The organism is Nocardioides acrostichi (genome assembly GCF_015319165.1).
In the GTDB taxonomy this organism is placed as follows: Bacteria; Actinomycetota; Actinomycetes; order Propionibacteriales; family Nocardioidaceae; genus Nocardioides; species Nocardioides acrostichi.
In genome coordinates, this window is record NZ_JADIVZ010000013.1 from 44,840 (window position 1) to 60,861 (window position 16,022).

The 16,022-nt window shown below is 71.6% G+C and carries 16 protein-coding genes; 5 read left to right on the top strand and 11 right to left on the bottom strand.

All coding sequences use genetic code 11. The features are described 5' to 3' along the window. Nucleotides 1–8: 8 nt before the first annotated feature. Complete coding sequence (locus ISG29_RS18085) at nucleotides 9–1,262, bottom strand: SLC13 family permease (protein WP_194504856.1); 1,254 nt, start codon at nucleotides 1,260–1,262, stop codon at nucleotides 9–11. Nucleotides 1,263–1,309: 47 nt separating this feature from the next. Between ISG29_RS18085 and ISG29_RS18090 the strand changes: the two genes are divergently transcribed. Further along, nucleotides 1,310–1,906 (top strand): DUF4245 family protein, encoded by a 597-nt coding sequence (locus ISG29_RS18090; protein ID WP_194504857.1) that lies wholly within the window; start codon nucleotides 1,310–1,312, stop codon nucleotides 1,904–1,906. Here the strand turns inward: ISG29_RS18090 and ISG29_RS18095 are convergent, their stop codons facing one another. Both ISG29_RS18095 and xseA read right to left on the bottom strand, forming a co-directional pair. Further along, a complete protein-coding gene (locus ISG29_RS18095; protein ID WP_194504858.1) occupies nucleotides 1,907–2,146 on the bottom strand; it encodes an exodeoxyribonuclease VII small subunit in 240 nt (79 codons plus the stop codon). It abuts the gene before it with no gap. Continuing rightward, nucleotides 2,143–3,390: an exodeoxyribonuclease VII large subunit gene (gene xseA / locus ISG29_RS18100; RefSeq protein ID WP_194504859.1), complete on the bottom strand. Its 1,248-nt coding sequence runs from the start codon at nucleotides 3,388–3,390 to the stop codon at nucleotides 2,143–2,145. The genes ISG29_RS18095 and xseA overlap by 4 nt, the downstream gene beginning before the upstream one ends. Before the next feature lie 45 nt (nucleotides 3,391–3,435). Between xseA and ISG29_RS18105 the strand changes: the two genes are divergently transcribed. Then, nucleotides 3,436–4,437, top strand: coding sequence for a 4-hydroxy-3-methylbut-2-enyl diphosphate reductase (locus ISG29_RS18105; protein ID WP_194504860.1), 1,002 nt, complete (start codon nucleotides 3,436–3,438; stop codon nucleotides 4,435–4,437). A gap of 23 nt (nucleotides 4,438–4,460) precedes the next feature. Here the strand turns inward: ISG29_RS18105 and ISG29_RS18110 are convergent, their stop codons facing one another. Further along, nucleotides 4,461–6,500, bottom strand: coding sequence for a cellulose biosynthesis cyclic di-GMP-binding regulatory protein BcsB (locus ISG29_RS18110; protein ID WP_194504861.1), 2,040 nt, complete (start codon nucleotides 6,498–6,500; stop codon nucleotides 4,461–4,463). A gap of 141 nt (nucleotides 6,501–6,641) precedes the next feature. On the opposite strand from ISG29_RS18110, the gene ISG29_RS18115 reads away from it, so the two are divergent. Further along, on the top strand, nucleotides 6,642–7,265 hold the full coding sequence (locus ISG29_RS18115; protein ID WP_194504862.1) for an L-threonylcarbamoyladenylate synthase: 624 nt from the start codon (nucleotides 6,642–6,644) through the stop codon (nucleotides 7,263–7,265). An 18-nt stretch (nucleotides 7,266–7,283) separates the two neighbouring features. Here the strand turns inward: ISG29_RS18115 and ISG29_RS18120 are convergent, their stop codons facing one another. The 4 genes from ISG29_RS18120 to ISG29_RS18135 are packed head-to-tail and all read right to left on the bottom strand — an operon-like array spanning nucleotide 7,284 to nucleotide 10,044. Beyond that, the gene (locus ISG29_RS18120) at nucleotides 7,284–7,685 is read right to left on the bottom strand and encodes a DUF6542 domain-containing protein (protein WP_194504863.1); all 402 of its coding nucleotides are present in this window, start codon (nucleotides 7,683–7,685) and stop codon (nucleotides 7,284–7,286) included. Then, the gene (locus ISG29_RS18125) at nucleotides 7,682–8,758 is read right to left on the bottom strand and encodes a DNA recombination protein RmuC (RefSeq protein WP_194504864.1); all 1,077 of its coding nucleotides are present in this window, start codon (nucleotides 8,756–8,758) and stop codon (nucleotides 7,682–7,684) included. The genes ISG29_RS18120 and ISG29_RS18125 overlap by 4 nt, the downstream gene beginning before the upstream one ends. A 52-nt stretch (nucleotides 8,759–8,810) precedes the next feature. Then, nucleotides 8,811–9,599, bottom strand: a complete 789-nt coding sequence (locus ISG29_RS18130) for an exodeoxyribonuclease III (RefSeq protein ID WP_194504865.1) — start codon at nucleotides 9,597–9,599, stop codon at nucleotides 8,811–8,813. Nucleotides 9,600–9,609: 10 nt separating this feature from the next. Further along, the gene (locus ISG29_RS18135; protein ID WP_207793316.1) at nucleotides 9,610–10,044 is read right to left on the bottom strand and encodes a MerR family transcriptional regulator; all 435 of its coding nucleotides are present in this window, start codon (nucleotides 10,042–10,044) and stop codon (nucleotides 9,610–9,612) included. A gap of 149 nt (nucleotides 10,045–10,193) precedes the next feature. Here ISG29_RS18135 and ISG29_RS18140 point away from each other — a divergent pair, with 149 nt between their 5' ends. Beyond that, nucleotides 10,194–11,678, top strand: a complete 1,485-nt coding sequence (locus ISG29_RS18140; RefSeq protein WP_194504866.1) for a SulP family inorganic anion transporter — start codon at nucleotides 10,194–10,196, stop codon at nucleotides 11,676–11,678. A gap of 181 nt (nucleotides 11,679–11,859) precedes the next feature. After that, entirely contained in the window at nucleotides 11,860–12,936 is a 1,077-nt protein-coding gene (gene ychF, locus ISG29_RS18145; protein WP_194504867.1) for a redox-regulated ATPase YchF, read from the top strand. A 173-nt stretch (nucleotides 12,937–13,109) separates the two neighbouring features. On the opposite strand, the gene ISG29_RS18150 is transcribed toward ychF, so the two are convergent. Genes ISG29_RS18150 through epsC form a run of 3 tightly spaced genes read right to left on the bottom strand, consistent with a single transcriptional unit; the run spans nucleotide 13,110 to nucleotide 16,003 of the window. Next, on the bottom strand, nucleotides 13,110–14,135 hold the full coding sequence (locus ISG29_RS18150) for a CobW family GTP-binding protein (RefSeq protein ID WP_194504868.1): 1,026 nt from the start codon (nucleotides 14,133–14,135) through the stop codon (nucleotides 13,110–13,112). Nucleotides 14,136–14,148: 13 nt separating this feature from the next. Continuing rightward, entirely contained in the window at nucleotides 14,149–15,066 is a 918-nt protein-coding gene (gene cysK, locus ISG29_RS18155) for a cysteine synthase A (protein WP_194504869.1), read from the bottom strand. A gap of 49 nt (nucleotides 15,067–15,115) precedes the next feature. Beyond that, entirely contained in the window at nucleotides 15,116–16,003 is an 888-nt protein-coding gene (epsC, locus tag ISG29_RS18160; protein WP_207793318.1) for a serine O-acetyltransferase EpsC, read from the bottom strand. Nucleotides 16,004–16,022 lie beyond the last annotated feature (19 nt).

Below are 16,022 nucleotides of genomic sequence, written 5' to 3' on the forward strand. Positions count from 1 at the left end.
TGTGCGGATCAGGTGACGTGCAGCGTGATCACGCCGACCACGACCACCACGGGCGTGGAGACCAAGGAGAGTGCGTGGAAGCGTGTCAGTCGGGCGACGTCCGGCGGCTCGGTTCCGGGGCGCAGGCCCCGGCTCAGCCCGCGGCGCCACAGCAGGTTGGCCAGGCTGCCCGAGTAGGTGAGTCCGGCCCCCGCACCGAGCCCCACCAGCGCCGCGAGCACGGCGTCCGTGCCCAGCGGAGCCACGAGGGGCACCAACAACAACGTCGCCGAGAGGTTGGTGACCAGGTTCGCCAGCGCTGTCGCGACGGCCGCCACGACGAGCAGACCGAGCAGGCCCGTGGATGACGGCAGCAGTCGCTCCACCGCGGTGCCCAGACCCCCGTCGACCAGCGCAGCGACGACGACGCCGAGGCCGAACACGAACAAGACGAACGAGGGCTGGGTGGCGTGGGCTGCCTCCACCGGGCGGAGCAGCCCGCGGGTGGCAGCCCAGGCCGCCAGTCCGACGGCGGCCGGCGCGGCCACCCAGGCGGGCGCGACACCCAGCGGTGAGAGGGCGGCGAAGAGTACGAGCATCACGATGACGGTCGCGACGGGCACGGCCACCACGCCGCCCGGCGGTGCCGTCCGCACAGACCGTGGCGCGGCGGTGTCGGGTGGAGCGACCAGGTCGGCGCGCAACTGCAGACGCATGATCGCCCACTCGGCCGCCACGACGACCAGCCAGACCGGAGCCATCGCCCGCGCGAAGCCGAGGAAGGTGAGGTCGAGGCTGCGGGCGGCGAGCAGGTTGGTGAGGTTCGAGACCGGGAGCAGCAGCGACGCGCTGTTGGCCATGCGCAGGCACGCCCAGGCCACCGGACCCGGGCGGGCGCCGCGTGCCACTGCGGCCGCCACCACGACCGGGGTCACCAGCACGACGGTGGCGTCCAGACTCAGCACCGCGGTCACCACCGCCGCCAGGAGCAGCGTGCTCAGCAACAACCGTGGCCCGCTGCCACCACGCAGCAGCGTCGCGGCCGCCTCGAAGACGCCGGCTCGGGCGCACACCTCGGCAACGACGAGCACCGCCGCCAGGAACACCAGCACCGGCGCGAGCCGGTCAACGGCCTCGAAGGCGGTGGCCGGGTCGATCAGGCCCACCCCGAGCACCGCCGCTGAGGCGGCGACGGCCACGACCGCCTCGACGCTGGCCCGGGGCCCTCGCCACGCGGCGATGAGGAGGGCCAGCAGGGCCAGCCCCCCGACGAGGTCGGGCACGGGGCCAGGATAGGTGTCGGCATCGGGTGGTGAGGGAGGATGGGTCCGTGAGTCAGACCAGCAGTCCCACCGCACCGCCCGAGAAGCCCGGCCGCTATCAGCGGTCCGCGGCGGGCCTGGTGAGCTCCATGCTGGTGCTGGTGGCGGCGGTGGTGGTGGTGGCGTGGGGACTTGGAGCGTTTCGCACCACCGCCGAGTTCGACGGCACCCCGCCCGCGGAGTACGCCTCGGTGGTCGCCGGTCTCGAGGAGAGCGACCTGGGCGTGACGTTCCCGCCGACGATCCCGTCGGGCTGGCAGATCAACGATGTCGCCTACGACCCGGCAAAGTCGGAGTTCACCTTGGCCCTGCTCACCGACAGCGGCACCTTCGCCGGTCTCTACGACGGTCACGCGCCGCTCGCCAAGGTGCTGCGCACCTACGTCGACGAGAACCCCACGCAGGGCGCGCCGGTCGAGCTCACCGACCACGACGGCACGACGACGACCTGGCAGACCTACACCGACACCGGCGGTGACCGGGCCTATGTGCGCACCGCGAAGCTCACGGGCAAGCGCACGGGCCGGACCGAGGTGACGCTGGTGTACGGGTCCGCGTCGAGCGACGACCTCGCCACTCTGGTCGGCGCGCTCACGACGAAGTAGCTACTCCTCGCCGCCTGACTGGCCGCCTGACTGACCGCTGGACTCGTCGCCGGACTCGAGGACGGCGTCGAGCCGCTCGCGTGCGCCGTCGAGGAAGCGCTGGCAGAGCTCCGCGAGGTGCTCGCCCCGTTCCCAGAGGGCCAAGGACTCCTCCAAGGTGGTGCCGCCCGCCTCCAGCTGGCGGACCACCTCGACGAGCTGCTCGCGGGCCTGCTCGTAGCCCAGGTCGGTGTCGGTCATGGTTGCTCCTCGTCGGGGCTGGAGTCGGGGCTGGAGTCGGTGGTGGTGGTGGCGTCGATGCGGCCGTCGGCGACCCGGATGCTCACGGCGGCGCCGCGCTCGACCTCGGTGATCGAGGTGACGACGTGCCCGTCGTCGCGCTGGAGCACCGCGTAGCCGCGGCGCAGCGTCTGGAGGGGGGAGAGGGCTCGGGCCCGGGAGCGCACGTGGTCGATCTCGTCGGCGGCGCGGTCGAGCCGGTGTCCGAGACTGCGGCGGGCACGCTCGCGCAGCCGGTCGAGCTCGTCGAGACGGTCGTCGACGAGGGAACGCGGGTCGGCCAGCGCCGGACGCGATCGCAGCATGTCGAGCCGGTGCTGCTCGCGCTCCACGAGCTGGGCGGCCAGGGTGCGCAGCCGGTCGCGGGCCCAGGTGACGCCGGCCAGCTCCTCGGCGACGTCGGGCACGACGATCTTCGCGGCGTCGGTGGGGGTGGAGGCGCGCACGTCGGCGACGAGATCGAGCAGGGGGGAGTCCTGCTCGTGGCCGATGGCGGAGACCACCGGTGTGGCGAGGCGGTGCACCACCCGCACCAGGCCCTCGTCGGAGAACGGCAGCAGGTCCTCGATCGACCCACCGCCGCGGGCGACGACGATGACGTCGACGGCGGCGTTGCGCTCGAGCCGTTCGAGCGCCTCCATCACCTCGCCGGCGCACCGGGTGCCCTGCATCGCGGCGTGCACCACCTCGAACGTGACGGCCGGCCAGCGGCGGCGAGCGTTCTCGAGCACGTCGCGCTCGGCCGCGCTGTTCGGGGCGGTGACCAAGCCGACGCGTTCGGGCAGGAAGGGGAGGTCGCGCTTGCGGGCGGGGTCGAAGAGGCCCTCGGCGGCGAGCAGTTGACGGCGCTGCTCGAGGCGGGCGAGCAGCTCGCCGAGGCCGACCATGCGGATCTCGCGGGCGAACAGCGACATGGTGCCGCGGTTGGCGTAGTAGGACGGCTTGGCGTGCACGACCACGCTGGCGCCCTCGACCAGCGGCGGGTTGAGGGAGTCGAAGAGCGTGCGTTGACAGGTGAGCGTGACCGAGATGTCGGCCACGGTGTCGCGCAGTGTCATGAACACCGTGCCCACGCCCGGACGCCGGTTGACCTGCGCGACCTGCCCCTCGACCCATACCGCTCCGAGGCGGTCGACCCAACCCGAGATGGCGCTGGCGATCTGGCGCACCGGTGCCGGCGTCTGCGGCGAGGTCTCCAGGCCCATGGCGCGAGGTTAGATCAGCCCGCCGACGCCCGTACGATGGCGGCCATGAGCACTGACGTGGGCATGCCCCCGGTCCTGACCCCGGACGAGGCCGAGCGCGCCGTCCTGCTGGCCGCGCCACGCGGCTACTGCGCGGGCGTCGACCGGGCCGTCGTCACCGTCGAGCAGGCGCTCGACCTGTACGGCGCCCCCGTCTACGTGCGCAAGCAGATCGTGCACAACAAGCACGTCGTCTCCGATCTCGAGGCTCGTGGCGCGGTGTTCGTCGAGGAGATCGAGGAGGTGCCGACCGGCGCCACCGTCGTGTTCTCGGCACACGGAGTGAGCCCCGAGGTGCACCGAGAGGCCGCCGAGCGCGACCTCAAGACCATCGACGCCACCTGCCCGCTGGTCACCAAGGTGCACCACGAGGCGAAGCGGTTCGCGAACGACGACTACGACATCTTGCTCATCGGCCACGCGGGTCACGAGGAGGTGGAGGGCACGGCCGGCGAGGCACCCGAGCACATCCAGCTCGTCGAGGGGCCCGCCGACGTCGAGCACATCGTCGTCCGCGACCCCGCCAAGGTCGCGTGGCTCTCGCAGACCACGTTGTCGGTCGACGAGACGCTCGAGACCGTGGCCGCGATCCGCGAGCGATTCCCGCAGCTGCTCGACCCGCCGAGCGACGACATCTGCTATGCCACCCAGAACCGCCAGCTCGCGGTGAAGGAGATCGCCGGCCGCTCCGACCTCGTCATCGTCGTCGGGTCGGGCAACTCCTCGAACTCCGTGCGTCTGGTCGAGGTCGCCCTCGAGGCCGGTGCCGGTGCCGCCTACCGCGTCGACGACGCCAGCGAGATCGACGACGCCTGGCTCGACGGCGTCCGCACCGTGTCGGTGACCTCGGGCGCGAGTGTCCCCGAGGCGCTGGTGCAGGGCGTGCTCACGCTGCTGGCCGAGCGCGGCTACCCCGACGCCGAGGCGGTGCACAGCGCCGAGGAGTCGCTCATCTTCGCGCTCCCCAAGGAGCTGCGCCGTGACCTCAAGGCCGCGCAGCAGGCTTAGTAGGTCCAGTAGGTCCAGCGGGCCTAGTCGCGCGGGTCGACCGGGTCCGGCCCGGGCGCGGACGGCGCGTCGTGGCCGGAGGCGGCCAGGGTGCGGACCCTACGGTCCTTGCGGATCGCGATGCTGAGCTGCAACAGCAGGGCCAGCAGGAGGACTCCCGCGCCGCCGATGAGCCACACGGCGTACTTGTTGGTCGTGGCGGCCGAGGCCTCGGGCCCGTCGCCGTTGCCACTCGACCCGGCCGAGGCGGAGACGCCGCTGTCGAGCGTGGTCGGCTTACTGCCGGGGCTCGCGATGAGCAGGTCGTCGTCGAGGTCGGACCAACCGAGGTCGAGCACGCGGCCGACGACCTTGCGCACGAGCGGCAGCGGTGTGTTCGCGTCGTCGGGCGCCCAACTGCCGAGCATCACGATGTCGCGGCCGTTCTGGCGCACGGCCTCCAGCGTGGCGAAGGGTGTATCGGCCTTCACCCGGAGCTTCGAGCCGGCCAGGTCGGCGAGCTTGCCGCCGTCGAGGCGCAGCGGCGCCTGGAGGGCCAGGGAGTCCTCGTAGCTGGCGCCGACCAGCAGTCCGGCCTGGTCGCCGGCGAGCAGATCCTCCGGGCTGACCAGCTTCACGTCGAGCCGGTCACTCGCGGCGTGCTGGAGGGCGGTGATGAGCCGGCCCGCCTCGATCGCGTACGCGGTGCGCACCGTGCCGTCGCCCCGTACGGCCACGGGCAACGTACCCGCGAAGGCCTGCGGCAGCACCGCGAAGCCCGAGGTGTCGCCGCGGCCCAGGGTGCCGGTGAGCGTGGACTGGCTGCCGTCGAGATCGACCTGGAGCGGTACCGCGGCCCCGCCGGGCAGGCAGCCGCGGTCGTTGGGGATGCCGGTGAGCTCGATCTGGACGTCGTTGACGGGCCGGAGCTTGGAGGCGGGGACGTCGGCGTCGAGGTCGACCGAGGGGTCGTCTCCGGTCAGATCGGCGGAGCCCACGAGCAGACCGTTGACCCGCACGTCGAGCTGGGCCTGGCCGCCTGACGGCACGGCGGTGTGCGTGCCGACCAAGTGCAGCGAGAGACCGGAGAGGTTGCCGCCGAAGACGTCCTGGGTGACCGGCAGGTCGACGCTGTTCAGGCCCCAGCCCGAGAGGCTGACCTGGCGCAGGCCGAGGTCGGAGAGGCTCTGCTCGGTGTCGGATGCCGGCCCCGAGGCGGCGGGCACTTGGGGGAGCTCGTCGTTCTCGGCGACGGCCAGCTGGGGCGAGCCGAGGGCGGAGGCCGCGTTGACGAGCTCGTCACCGCTACCGGTCAGGGTGAGCGTGTACAGGCCGAAACGCTCGGAGACGTCGGTCGAGAAGGAGTCGCCGGACACGATGCGCACCACCCGCTGCCCGGCGCCGACGCGCGGCAGCACCTGGTTCGCGTCCTCCATGGAGACCGTGGTGTCCGGGTAGGCCGCGCTCAGGCTCGCCACCGCGTTCAGCGCCGCAGCGATCTCGTCGTCCCCGGCCTTGCGGAGCACGACGACGTCGATGCGCGGCGCAGAGGCGGGCAGGAAGTCCGAGGCAGAGGTCGGGGCGGTCTCCTTGCCGGCGTAGGTCAACGTGACGTCGGTGAGCCGGGCTCCGACCGGCAGCACCGTGGGGCAGCCCTTCGTGAGGTCCGGGCCGGTGTAGGTGACGCCGAGGCGCACCGTGCCCTGCCGGCCGACGTCGGCGCGGGTGAGCTTGGTGCCGATACTGCTGCCGTCGATGGCCTGGCGGGTCGCGACGGGGGAGCCGTTGAGGGTCAGGGTGACCTTGCCACGCTGGGAGTTCGGGGCCGGGTGCACGAGGCGGACCTTCGCGGTGACCCGTTCGGGCTTGACGCCGTCGGGCACGGCGAGCTCGACGACGCCGCTGGCGGGCGTGGAGGAGCGAAGGGCGGGCAGCGTGGTGTCGTCGTCGGGGAGTACCAGCGTTCCGGTGGGTGCGGTAGCCGCTGCGGCCTCGATGGCCGGGGTGCCCACAGCTCCCGCGAACGCCGCTGTCAGGCAGACGGTCGTCGCGGTCGAGGCCAGAAGGGACCTCCGTGCTCTCACGCGTGCACCCCCGTGTCCGTGTGCAGCGGATCGTATCGGCTGTGACAGGAGTGGCGTGGGAGGTTCGCCGAAGGTCGTGCTCGGATGTTGTCGGGGTCACGCGTGGTGGAGGGGTGAAGAAGCCGGTGGGATCATGGTCTCGTGGCCAGGTACGTGGATCTGCACCCCGACGACCCCCAGCCCCGGCGGGTTGCCCAGGTCGTCGCGGCGGTGCGCGACGACGACGCGCTCATCGCCTACCCGACGGACTCGGGGTACGCCCTCGGCTGCCGGGTCGGCAACCGGGACGGTCGTGACCGGATCCTGCGGATCCGCGGCCTCGACGAGCGGCACCACTTCACGCTGGTCTGCGCCGACTTCGGTCAGCTGGGGCAACTGGTGCACGTCGACAACGCGGCCTTCCGGGCGATCCGGGCGGCCACACCGGGGCCCTACACGTTCATCCTGCCCGGCACGCCGGAGGTGCCGCGCCGGTTGCTGCACCCGAAGAAGCGCACCGTGGGTGTGCGCATCCCCGAGCACCCGCTGGTCTCGGCGCTCCTGGCCGAGCTGGGCGAGCCGTTGCTGTCGAGCTCGCTGATCCTGCCCGGTGAGAGCGAGCCCCGCACGCAGGGTTGGGAGATCAAGGAGGAGCTCGACCACCAGGTCGACCTCGTGCTCGAGTGCGGCGAGACCCCTGCTGAGCCGACGACCGTGGTCGACTTCAGCGGCGACGTGCCCGAGGTGCTGCGGCTCGGGGCCGGGGATCCCTCGCGGTTCGAGTGATCCGAGACATTGCGGTGCTCAGCTGTCGAGCTGGTCGCGCATCAGCAGCGTGACCAGGGCGGTGACCCAGCCCAGCACGAGCGCGGTGCTGTGGTGGGCCAGGCCGGCGAAGGTCGAGCCGAGCCATCCGGTGTCGCCGCCGGCGAGGACACCGGGTGAGGTCAGGGCGACCAGGGTGAGCACCCCGGTGAGCGCCAGGGGCGGCAGCACGCCGGCGACGAAGAAGTCGCCGTGACGCACCAGCAGCCCGACGGCCAGGCACGTGAGCAGGAAGCCGACGTCGAGCACTCGGCCGAGGCCCGGGGAGAGCAGGCCGTCGGCGGCGACGGCGGTGAGCAGCAGGGCGAGCGCGAGCACGACCAACGACGGCGCCGCCTCCTGCGGCAGCGCCGGGGTGCGACCCGCGTGCGTCTGGCTCATCTCGACCTCACGGTAGGCGCGTCGGTGTCGCTGTCGTCCGCGGCGCGCCGGTCGACGGCGCGCAGCTCGACCGTGCGCGGGCGCTCGAGGTCGTCGTCGGTCACCGAGAGGTCGCCGAAGCGCCGGGCGGCCACCAGCACCCGCGACTCCAAAGAGCCCATCGCCTGGTTGTAGGAGGAGACGGCGCCGTTGAGGGAGCGGCCGAGGCCGTCGAAGTGCCGGGCGAGCGTGCCGAGGCGGTGGTGCAGGTCGCGTCCGAGTCGGTGGATCTCGCGAGCCTGGTCGGCCACCGCCTCGTGCTGCCAGCCCTGGGCGACGGTGCGCAGCAGCGCGATGAGCGTCGTGGGCGAGGCGAGCACGACCCCTCGCTCGGCGGCGTGCTCGAGCAGACCCGGGTCGGCGGCGAGAGCCGCTGCGAGGAACGATTCGGCCGGCACGAAGAGCACGACGAACTCGGGCGTGTGCGGCAGTGATCGCCAGTACGACTTCGCGGAGAGCTGGTCGACGTGGCTGCGCACCTGCCGCGCGTGCCGAGCCAGGTGCTCGGCTTGCGCGGTGTCGTCGTCGGCGGTCACGGCGTCGAGGTAGGCGTCGAGCGGCACCTTGGCGTCGACCACCACCTCGCGCCCGCCCACGAGGTGCACGACGAGGTCCGGCCGACGCGCGCCGTCGTCGAGACGCACCTGCTCGTGGAAGTCGCAGCGGTCGACGAGCCCGGCCAGCTCGACGGCGCGGCGCAGGTGCAGCTCACCCCACCGGCCGCGTACCTGCGGCTTGCGCAGGGCCGTCGACAGCGAGCGGGTCTCGCGGCCGAGCAGTTCGGTGCTGTGCCGCATGTCGGCCACCTGCTGGTGCAGTTGGCCCTGCCACGTGGCGCGAGCGTGCTCGAGGTCGCGCAGGTGGTCGTGCAGCCGCTCCAGCCCCTCCTTCACCTCGACGGTCTCGGGGGAAAGGTCGGTGTGCCCAGGGTGCCGCCGGGCCCACTGCACACCCAACACGGCGCCCAGCGCCAGACCGGCAGCGAGCACCACGAGCACGAGCACCAGGGCGGCCAGAAAGGTCGATGCGTCCATGCCTGCGCATCATGGCCGCGACCACCGACAACCTGATCGGGTCGAGCGAGCCTTAAGCCAGGTCGACGACCACGGGCGCGTGGTCGGACGGCGAGCCGGTGCCCTGGGCGGGGTCGCGCTCGTCCTTGTCGACGAAGGCGCCGGAGACCCGGCGGGCCAGGGAGGGCGAGCCGAGCACGAAGTCGATGCGCATGCCGCGGTTGCGCTCGAACCGCTGGCGGTAGTAGTCCCAGTAGGTGTACGTGTCGTGCGCCGGCTGGTGCGGGCGCACGACGTCGGACCACCCGTCCTCGACGAAGGCGTTGAACGCGGCGCGCTCGGGCGGGGTGACGTGGGTGTCCTTCGCGAACGCCTTGATGTCGAACACGTCGGTGTCGAGGGGGGCGATGTTCCAGTCGCCGACCAGGGCGGCGTCTTCGCCCAGCCACGACCCGGCGCTCTGACGCAGGCGGGCGAGCCACTCGAGCTTGTAGACGTAGTGCGGGTCGTCGACCTTGCGCCCGTTGGGCACGTAGAGACTCCACACCCGCACGCCGCCGCAGACCGCGCCGAGCGCCCGCGACTCCGGTGCGACCGGGTCGCCGAAACCGGGCATGCCGGTGAAGCCCTCCTGCACGTCGTCGAGCCCGACGCGGGAGCAGATCGCGACCCCGTTCCACTGGTTGACGCCCAGCGCGGCGACCTCGTAGCCGCGCGCCTCGAGCCCCATCAGCGGCAGTTGGTCGGGGCGGCCCTTGGTCTCCTGGAGGGCCAGGACGTCGATCTCGTGCCGGTCGACGAAGGCCTCGACGCGGTCGACGCGCGAGCGCAGGGAGTTGACGTTCCAGGTAGCCAGTCGCACGAGGGCGAACCTACGCGCCGTCGGCGAGCCGCTCGGCCAGCAGCCCCAGGAACTCGTCGGCCATGCCGACCTGACGCTCCAGGCGCGCTCGTCGCTCCTCGGCCTCGCGCTGGACGTCGGCGAGCCGACCTCGGGCGGCGCTGTCGTCGTCCGGGCTGGAGGCAGGGTGGGCGAGCACGCCGATGTCGTCCATGACCGCGCGCATCTGCTCGAGGGTGAAGCCCAGCGGCTTCATGCGTCGGATGACCAGGATGCGGTCGACGTCGTCGTCGCTGTAGAGCCGGAAACCGCCTTCGGTGCGCCCGGACGGCTGCAGCAGGCCGACCTCCTCCCAATGCCGCAGGCTGCGCAGCGAGAGCTCCGTGCGCGCAGCGACCTCGCCGATGTGCATGAAAGGAGGCTCGGCGCCCGGGTGCTCGCTCGTGCCCATGGTGTCCTCTCTCACGTCGCCGACGATGCCAACCCTGACGCAACGGAAGGTTAGCCTCGTCTCAGGGCCTCCGGCGACGGAGCCGAGCCTGCCAGAACTTCTCCCCGATCCATCGCCCGACCAGTCCACGACCGAGCGCCTGCCGGCCGCGAACGGAGTCCCGCATGTCTGCCCAGCCCACTGTCCGCGATGCCCTGCGCTCGCCCCGCCTGCTGCGCACCGAGGTGCTCGCCGGCCTCGTGGTGGCCCTCGCGCTCATCCCCGAGGCGATCTCCTTCTCGATCATCGCCGGCGTCGACCCGCAGGTAGGGCTGTTCGCGTCGTTCACGATGGCAGTCGCCATCTCGTTCCTCGGTGGTCGGCCGGCGATGATCTCGGCCGCGACCGGAGCGGTGGCCCTCGTGGTGGCGCCGGTCATGCGCGACCACGGCTACGACTACCTCATCGCCACGGTCATCCTGGGCGGGCTCATCCAGGTCGTGCTCGCGCTGGCCGGCGTGGCCCGGCTGATGCGGTTCATCCCGCGCTCGGTGATGGTCGGGTTCGTCAACGCGCTGGCGATCCTCATCTTCAGCGCGCAGATCGACCACATGGTCGACGTGCCGTGGGCGGTGTACCCGATGATCGCCGTCGGCGTGGCGGTGATCGTGGGCTTCCCGCGCATCAACAGCGTGATCCCGGCGCCGCTCGTGGCGATCGTGGCGCTGACGGCGTTCGTGCTGCTGGCCGGCGTGAACGTGCCCGACGTCGGCGACGAGGGGCAGCTGCCCGACAGCCTGCCGGCGTGGTTCGTGCCCGACGTCCCGTTCACGACCGAGACGCTGCGCATCATCGCGCCGTACGCGCTGGCGATGGCGCTCGTCGGCATCCTCGAGTCGCTGCTCACCGCGAAGCTCGTCGACGACATCACCGACACCCACTCCGACAAGACCCGGGAGGCGTGGGGCCAGGGTGCGGCCAACCTCATCACCGGCTTCTTCGGCGGCATGGGCGGGTGCGCGATGATCGGTCAGACGATGATCAACGTGCGCGCCTCGCACGCCCGCACCCGGCTCTCGACCTTCCTGGCCGGCACCTTCCTGCTGATCCTGGTGGTCGGCTTCGGCGACATCGTCGCGCTGATCCCGATGGCCGCGCTGGTGGCCGTGATGATCATGGTCTCGGTCGGTACCTTCGACTGGCACTCGATCCGGCTCTCGACGCTGCGGCGGATGCCGAAGTCGGAGACCACGGTCATGCTCGCGACCGTCGTGGTCACCGTGCTGACGCACAACCTCGCGATCGGCGTGGTGGTGGGCGTGCTGACCGCCATGACCCTCTTCGCCCGTCGCGTCGCGCACCTCACCGAGACCCACCGCGAGCTGGTCGAGGACACCACCGGCGGCGCGACCGCCGTCTACCGCGTCACCGGGGAGCTGTTCTTCGCCTCGAGCAACGACCTCTACACCCAGTTCGAGTACGCCGACGACCCCGACCGCGTCGTCATCGACCTCACCGACTCCCACGTGTGGGACGCCTCCACCGTCGCCTCGCTCGACGCCATCGCCACCAAGTACGAGCGGTACGGCAAGAGCGTCGAGATCGTCGGCCTCAACGACGCCAGTGCCGAGCGGCACGAGCGGCTCACCGGTCAGCTCGCCTCGCACTGACGCGGTCCGCCCGCCCCTTGTAACGCGGTGTTACGACGGCTGGGCACGCGCTATATCGCGTGACGAGTCCACGCAACACCGCGTTACATGCGCGACGCCGCGTGACAGGGGTCGGCTGGCCGGCGCGAGCGGTCACGCGTGATTGGGAGGCCCGGCGGACGGCGACCTAGACTCGCGGCCCGTGGCACTCACCATCGGCATCGTCGGACTCCCCAACGCGGGCAAGTCGACCCTCTTCAACGCCCTGACCAAGAACGACGTGCTCGCGGCGAACTACCCGTTCGCCACCATCGAGCCGAACGTGGGCGTCGTGGGCGTGCCCGACGAGCGGCTGCCGGTGCTCGCCGAGCTCTTCGGATCGGCGAAGATCCTGCCCGCGACGGTCGAGTTCGTCGACATCGCCGGCATCGTGCGCGGCGCCTCGGAGGGTGAGGGCCTGGGCAACAAGTTCCTCTCCCACATCCGCGAGTCGGCGGCGATCTGCCAGGTCACCCGCGTGTTCCGCGACGAGGACGTCACCCACGTCGACGGCGAGGTCAACCCGGCCTCCGACATCGACACCATCTCCACCGAGCTCGTGCTCGCCGACCTGCAGACCGTCGAGAAGGCGATTCCGCGGCTGGAGAAGGAGGCCAAGGGCAAGAAGGAGCTGGCCCCGGTCGTCGCCGCCGCCAAGGAGGCGCTGGGTCACCTCGAGGCCGGCGACCGCCTCATCGCCACCGACGTCGACCTCTCGCTGCTGCGCGAGCTGTCGCTGCTCACCACCAAGCCGTTCATCTACGTCTTCAACTGCGACGCCGACGAGCTCGCCGACGAGGCACTGCAACAGCAGATGCGCGACCTCGTCGCACCGGCCGAGGCGATCTTCCTCGACGCCAAGTTCGAGTCCGAGCTCGTCGAGCTCGACGACGACGAGGAGGCCCGCGAGATGCTCGCCGAGATGGGCGTCACCGAGCCCGGCCTCGACAAGCTCGCCCGCGTCGGCTTCGACACCCTCGGCCTGCAGACCTACCTGACTGCCGGCCCCAAGGAGACCCGGGCCTGGACGATCCGCAAGGGTGACACCGCCCCCGAGGCCGCGGGCGTCATCCACACCGACTTCCAGCGCGGCTTCATCAAGGCCGAGATCGTCGGCTTCGACGAGTTGGTCGCCGCCGGCTCCATGCAGAAGGCCAAGGAGGCCGGCAAGGTGCGCATGGAGGGCAAGGACTACGTGATGGCGGATGGCGACGTGGTGGAGTTCCGCTTCAACGTCTGAGAAGCCCCTCGACCCGTCCGCCACGTCATCGACCGGACGCCTACCGGCTTCGTAGGCCGCTTGCACGTCGTCGACGAAGACGGGCACGTGGGGGTTCACGCTCGCGGTCGCGTCTGCGTCATGGGGATCAGTTGCCGATCCGCGTGGTCGAGGTCTGCGGTCCGTCGACGCCGCTACCGGCTGAGCCGCTCCCGACGCCGCCACCGCTTCAGCCCCTCGAGGTCCGGCCGCTCGACCGGAGCCAGCGCGGCCGTGATCCGCTGCAGCGCCTCGCTCTCATCGAGGTCGAGGCCGATCGCGACGAGGTGGCCCGCGCCGTCCGTCGGGTGCGCGGCGGGCAGCACGTCGACCCGACCACCCACGACATGCACGGCGTAAGCCCGCATCGCGCGCCCAGACGAGATCCGGACGACGCCCTTCATGCGGTAGGCGCCCGCCGGCGGATCGTCGAGCAGGTCGAGCAACGCACCCGGGTCGGTGGGCCCGTCGGCGCTCACACTCACCGAGCGGGCATGCCGGTGCTCGTGGCCGTGCTCGCTGGCCTCCTCGGCCACTTGGCGCAGCAGTGCGCCGATGGGCAGTTGGTCCGGCGGATCCTCGTGCGAGGCGACGTCGAGCAGCAGCGCCGGGTCGACGGCGCCGTGCGAGGTGCGCACGATCTGCACGCTGGGGTTCACCTCGCGGATGCGCTGCTCGATCCGCTCCAATCGCTCGGACGACACGAGGTCGCACTTGTTGAGCACCACCAGCGTCGCGACGGCGAACCGCACCGCCGGGTGACCGCCGGTGTCGACGGTCTCGAAGTGCTCGACCGCGTCGACGACGTCGACCAGGCCGGCCGGTCGCACCGCCGCCTCGCTGTAGTGGATCAGCCGAGCCAGCGGACCCGGCTCGGCGAAGCCGCTGGCCTCCACCACGATCGCATCGAGACGCAGTTCGGGGCGGGCCAGCTTGTCGAAGGCGGCGTCGAGCTCACCGACGTCCTCCAGGCAGCACACGCACCCACCCGCGATCGAGCCGACCTGGTCGATCTGGCCGCTGACCAGCCCGGCGTCGACGTTGATCGAGCCGAAGTCGTTGACGACCACGCCGAGCCGTGCCCCCGGGGTGCGCAGCAGACGGTTCAGCACCGTCGTCTTGCCGGCGCCCAGGTGGCCGGTCAGGGCGATGACCGGCACCCGGCGGACAGCAGCAGACATCGGCGAGCGCGGCTCAGGCGTCGAAGAGACCCTCGACCGAGAGGTAGCGCTCACCGGTGTCGTAGCAGAACGCGAGCACGGTGGCGCCGTCGGGCAGGTCGGGCAGCTTGCTGGCGACCGCGGCGAGAGAGGCACCCGACGACGGCCCGACGAAGATGCCCTCGGTGCGCGCGATGCGCTGGGCGTAGCCGAACGCGTCCTCCTCGCTGACCTGGATCACGCCGTCGAGGGTGTCGGTGTGCAGGTTGGTCGGCACGAAGCCGGCACCGATGCCCTGGAGCTTGTGCGGGCCGCCCTGACCGCCGGAGATCACGGGGCTCTTGGCGGGCTCGACCGCGAAGGTCTGCATCGCCGGGAACTGCTCCTTGAGCGTCTCGGAGACACCCGTGATGTGGCCGCCGGTGCCGACGCCGGTGATGAGGTAGTCGATGCCGTCCTCGAAGTCGGCGATGATCTCCTGCGCGGTGGTGCGCTTGTGCACGTCGATGTTCGCGGGGTTCTCGAACTGCTGCGGCATCCAGGCGCCGTCGCGCTCGGCCACGAGCTCCTCGGCCTTGGCGATCGCGCCCTTCATGCCGAGCTCCTTGGGCGTCAGCTCGAAGGTGGCGCCGTAGGCGGCCATGAGCCGGCGACGCTCGATCGACATCGACTCCGGCATCACCAGGGTCAGTGGGTAACCCTTGACGGCGGCGGCCATGGCCAGGCCGATCCCGGTGTTGCCCGACGTCGGCTCGACGATCTCGCCGCCCGGCGTGAGCCGGCCGTCGGCCTCCGCGGCCTCGATCATGGCCAGGCCGATGCGGTCCTTGATGGAGCCGCCCGGGTTGGCCCGCTCGAGCTTGAGCCACACGTCGACCCGGTCGCCGAAGAGGCGGCTGAGCTTGACGTGCGGGGTGTTGCCGATCGTGGCGAGAATGCTGTCGACCTTCACGCGTCCTCCTGAGTTCTGCGTTGAACGTTCTGGGTGATCGTTGTCGTGCTCAGAGGTGGAACTCCAGCGCGGGTGCGGATTCTTCCCCACCCCCGCCCGGGCGGTCACCGTTCGTGCGGCGCTTGTCGACGCCGGCGCTGGTGGCGACGAACGATCCGGGCGGCACGCTGCGGGTGAGCCACACGTTGCCACCGATGCGGCTGCCGGCGCCGATCACGGTGTCGCCACCGAGGATCGTGGCGCCGGAGTAGACCACGACGTCGTCCTCGACCGTCGGATGGCGCTTGCTGCTGCGCAGCGACTTCTCCACCACGAGCGCGCCCAGCGTGACGCCCTGGTAGAGCCGCACCCGGTCGCCGATCACGCAGGTCTCGCCGACCACGACACCCGTGCCGTGGTCGATCGCGAACCGGGCGCCGATCGTGGCGCCGGGGTGGATGTCGATGCCCGTCGCCCGGTGCGCGATCTCGCCGAGCAGGCGGGGGAGCAGCGGCACCTCGAGCGAGTACAGCCGGTGCGCGAGGCGGTGCACGGCGGTCGCGAAGAAGCCGGGGTAGGCCAAGATCACCTCGTCGACCCCCTCGGCCGCCGGATCGCCCGCGGCCGTCTGCTCGGCGTCCAGCAGCAACGCCGAGCGGATGCTCGACATCGAGGCGAGGACGTCGCTCACCAGGTCGGCGCGGTCGCCGGCGTCGACCCCGGGCAGGTCGAGCGCCTCCTCGAGCAGAGCCACGAGCGCCTCGACGTCGGCCGGCACCTGCTCGGCGCGACAGCCGGCGTCGCGCGTGTAGTGCGGGAACAGCAACGCGAGGTAGGCGTGGATCAGTCGCTCGGCGACGTCGGGGAGGCGCGTCGGCAACCGATAGGCCGCCCGGTCGGCTGCGATCTGCTCGGCCAGGTCCGACGGGATCCGGCGGGAGTCATCTCCAGGAGGCACGACGCCGACGGTACGCGCC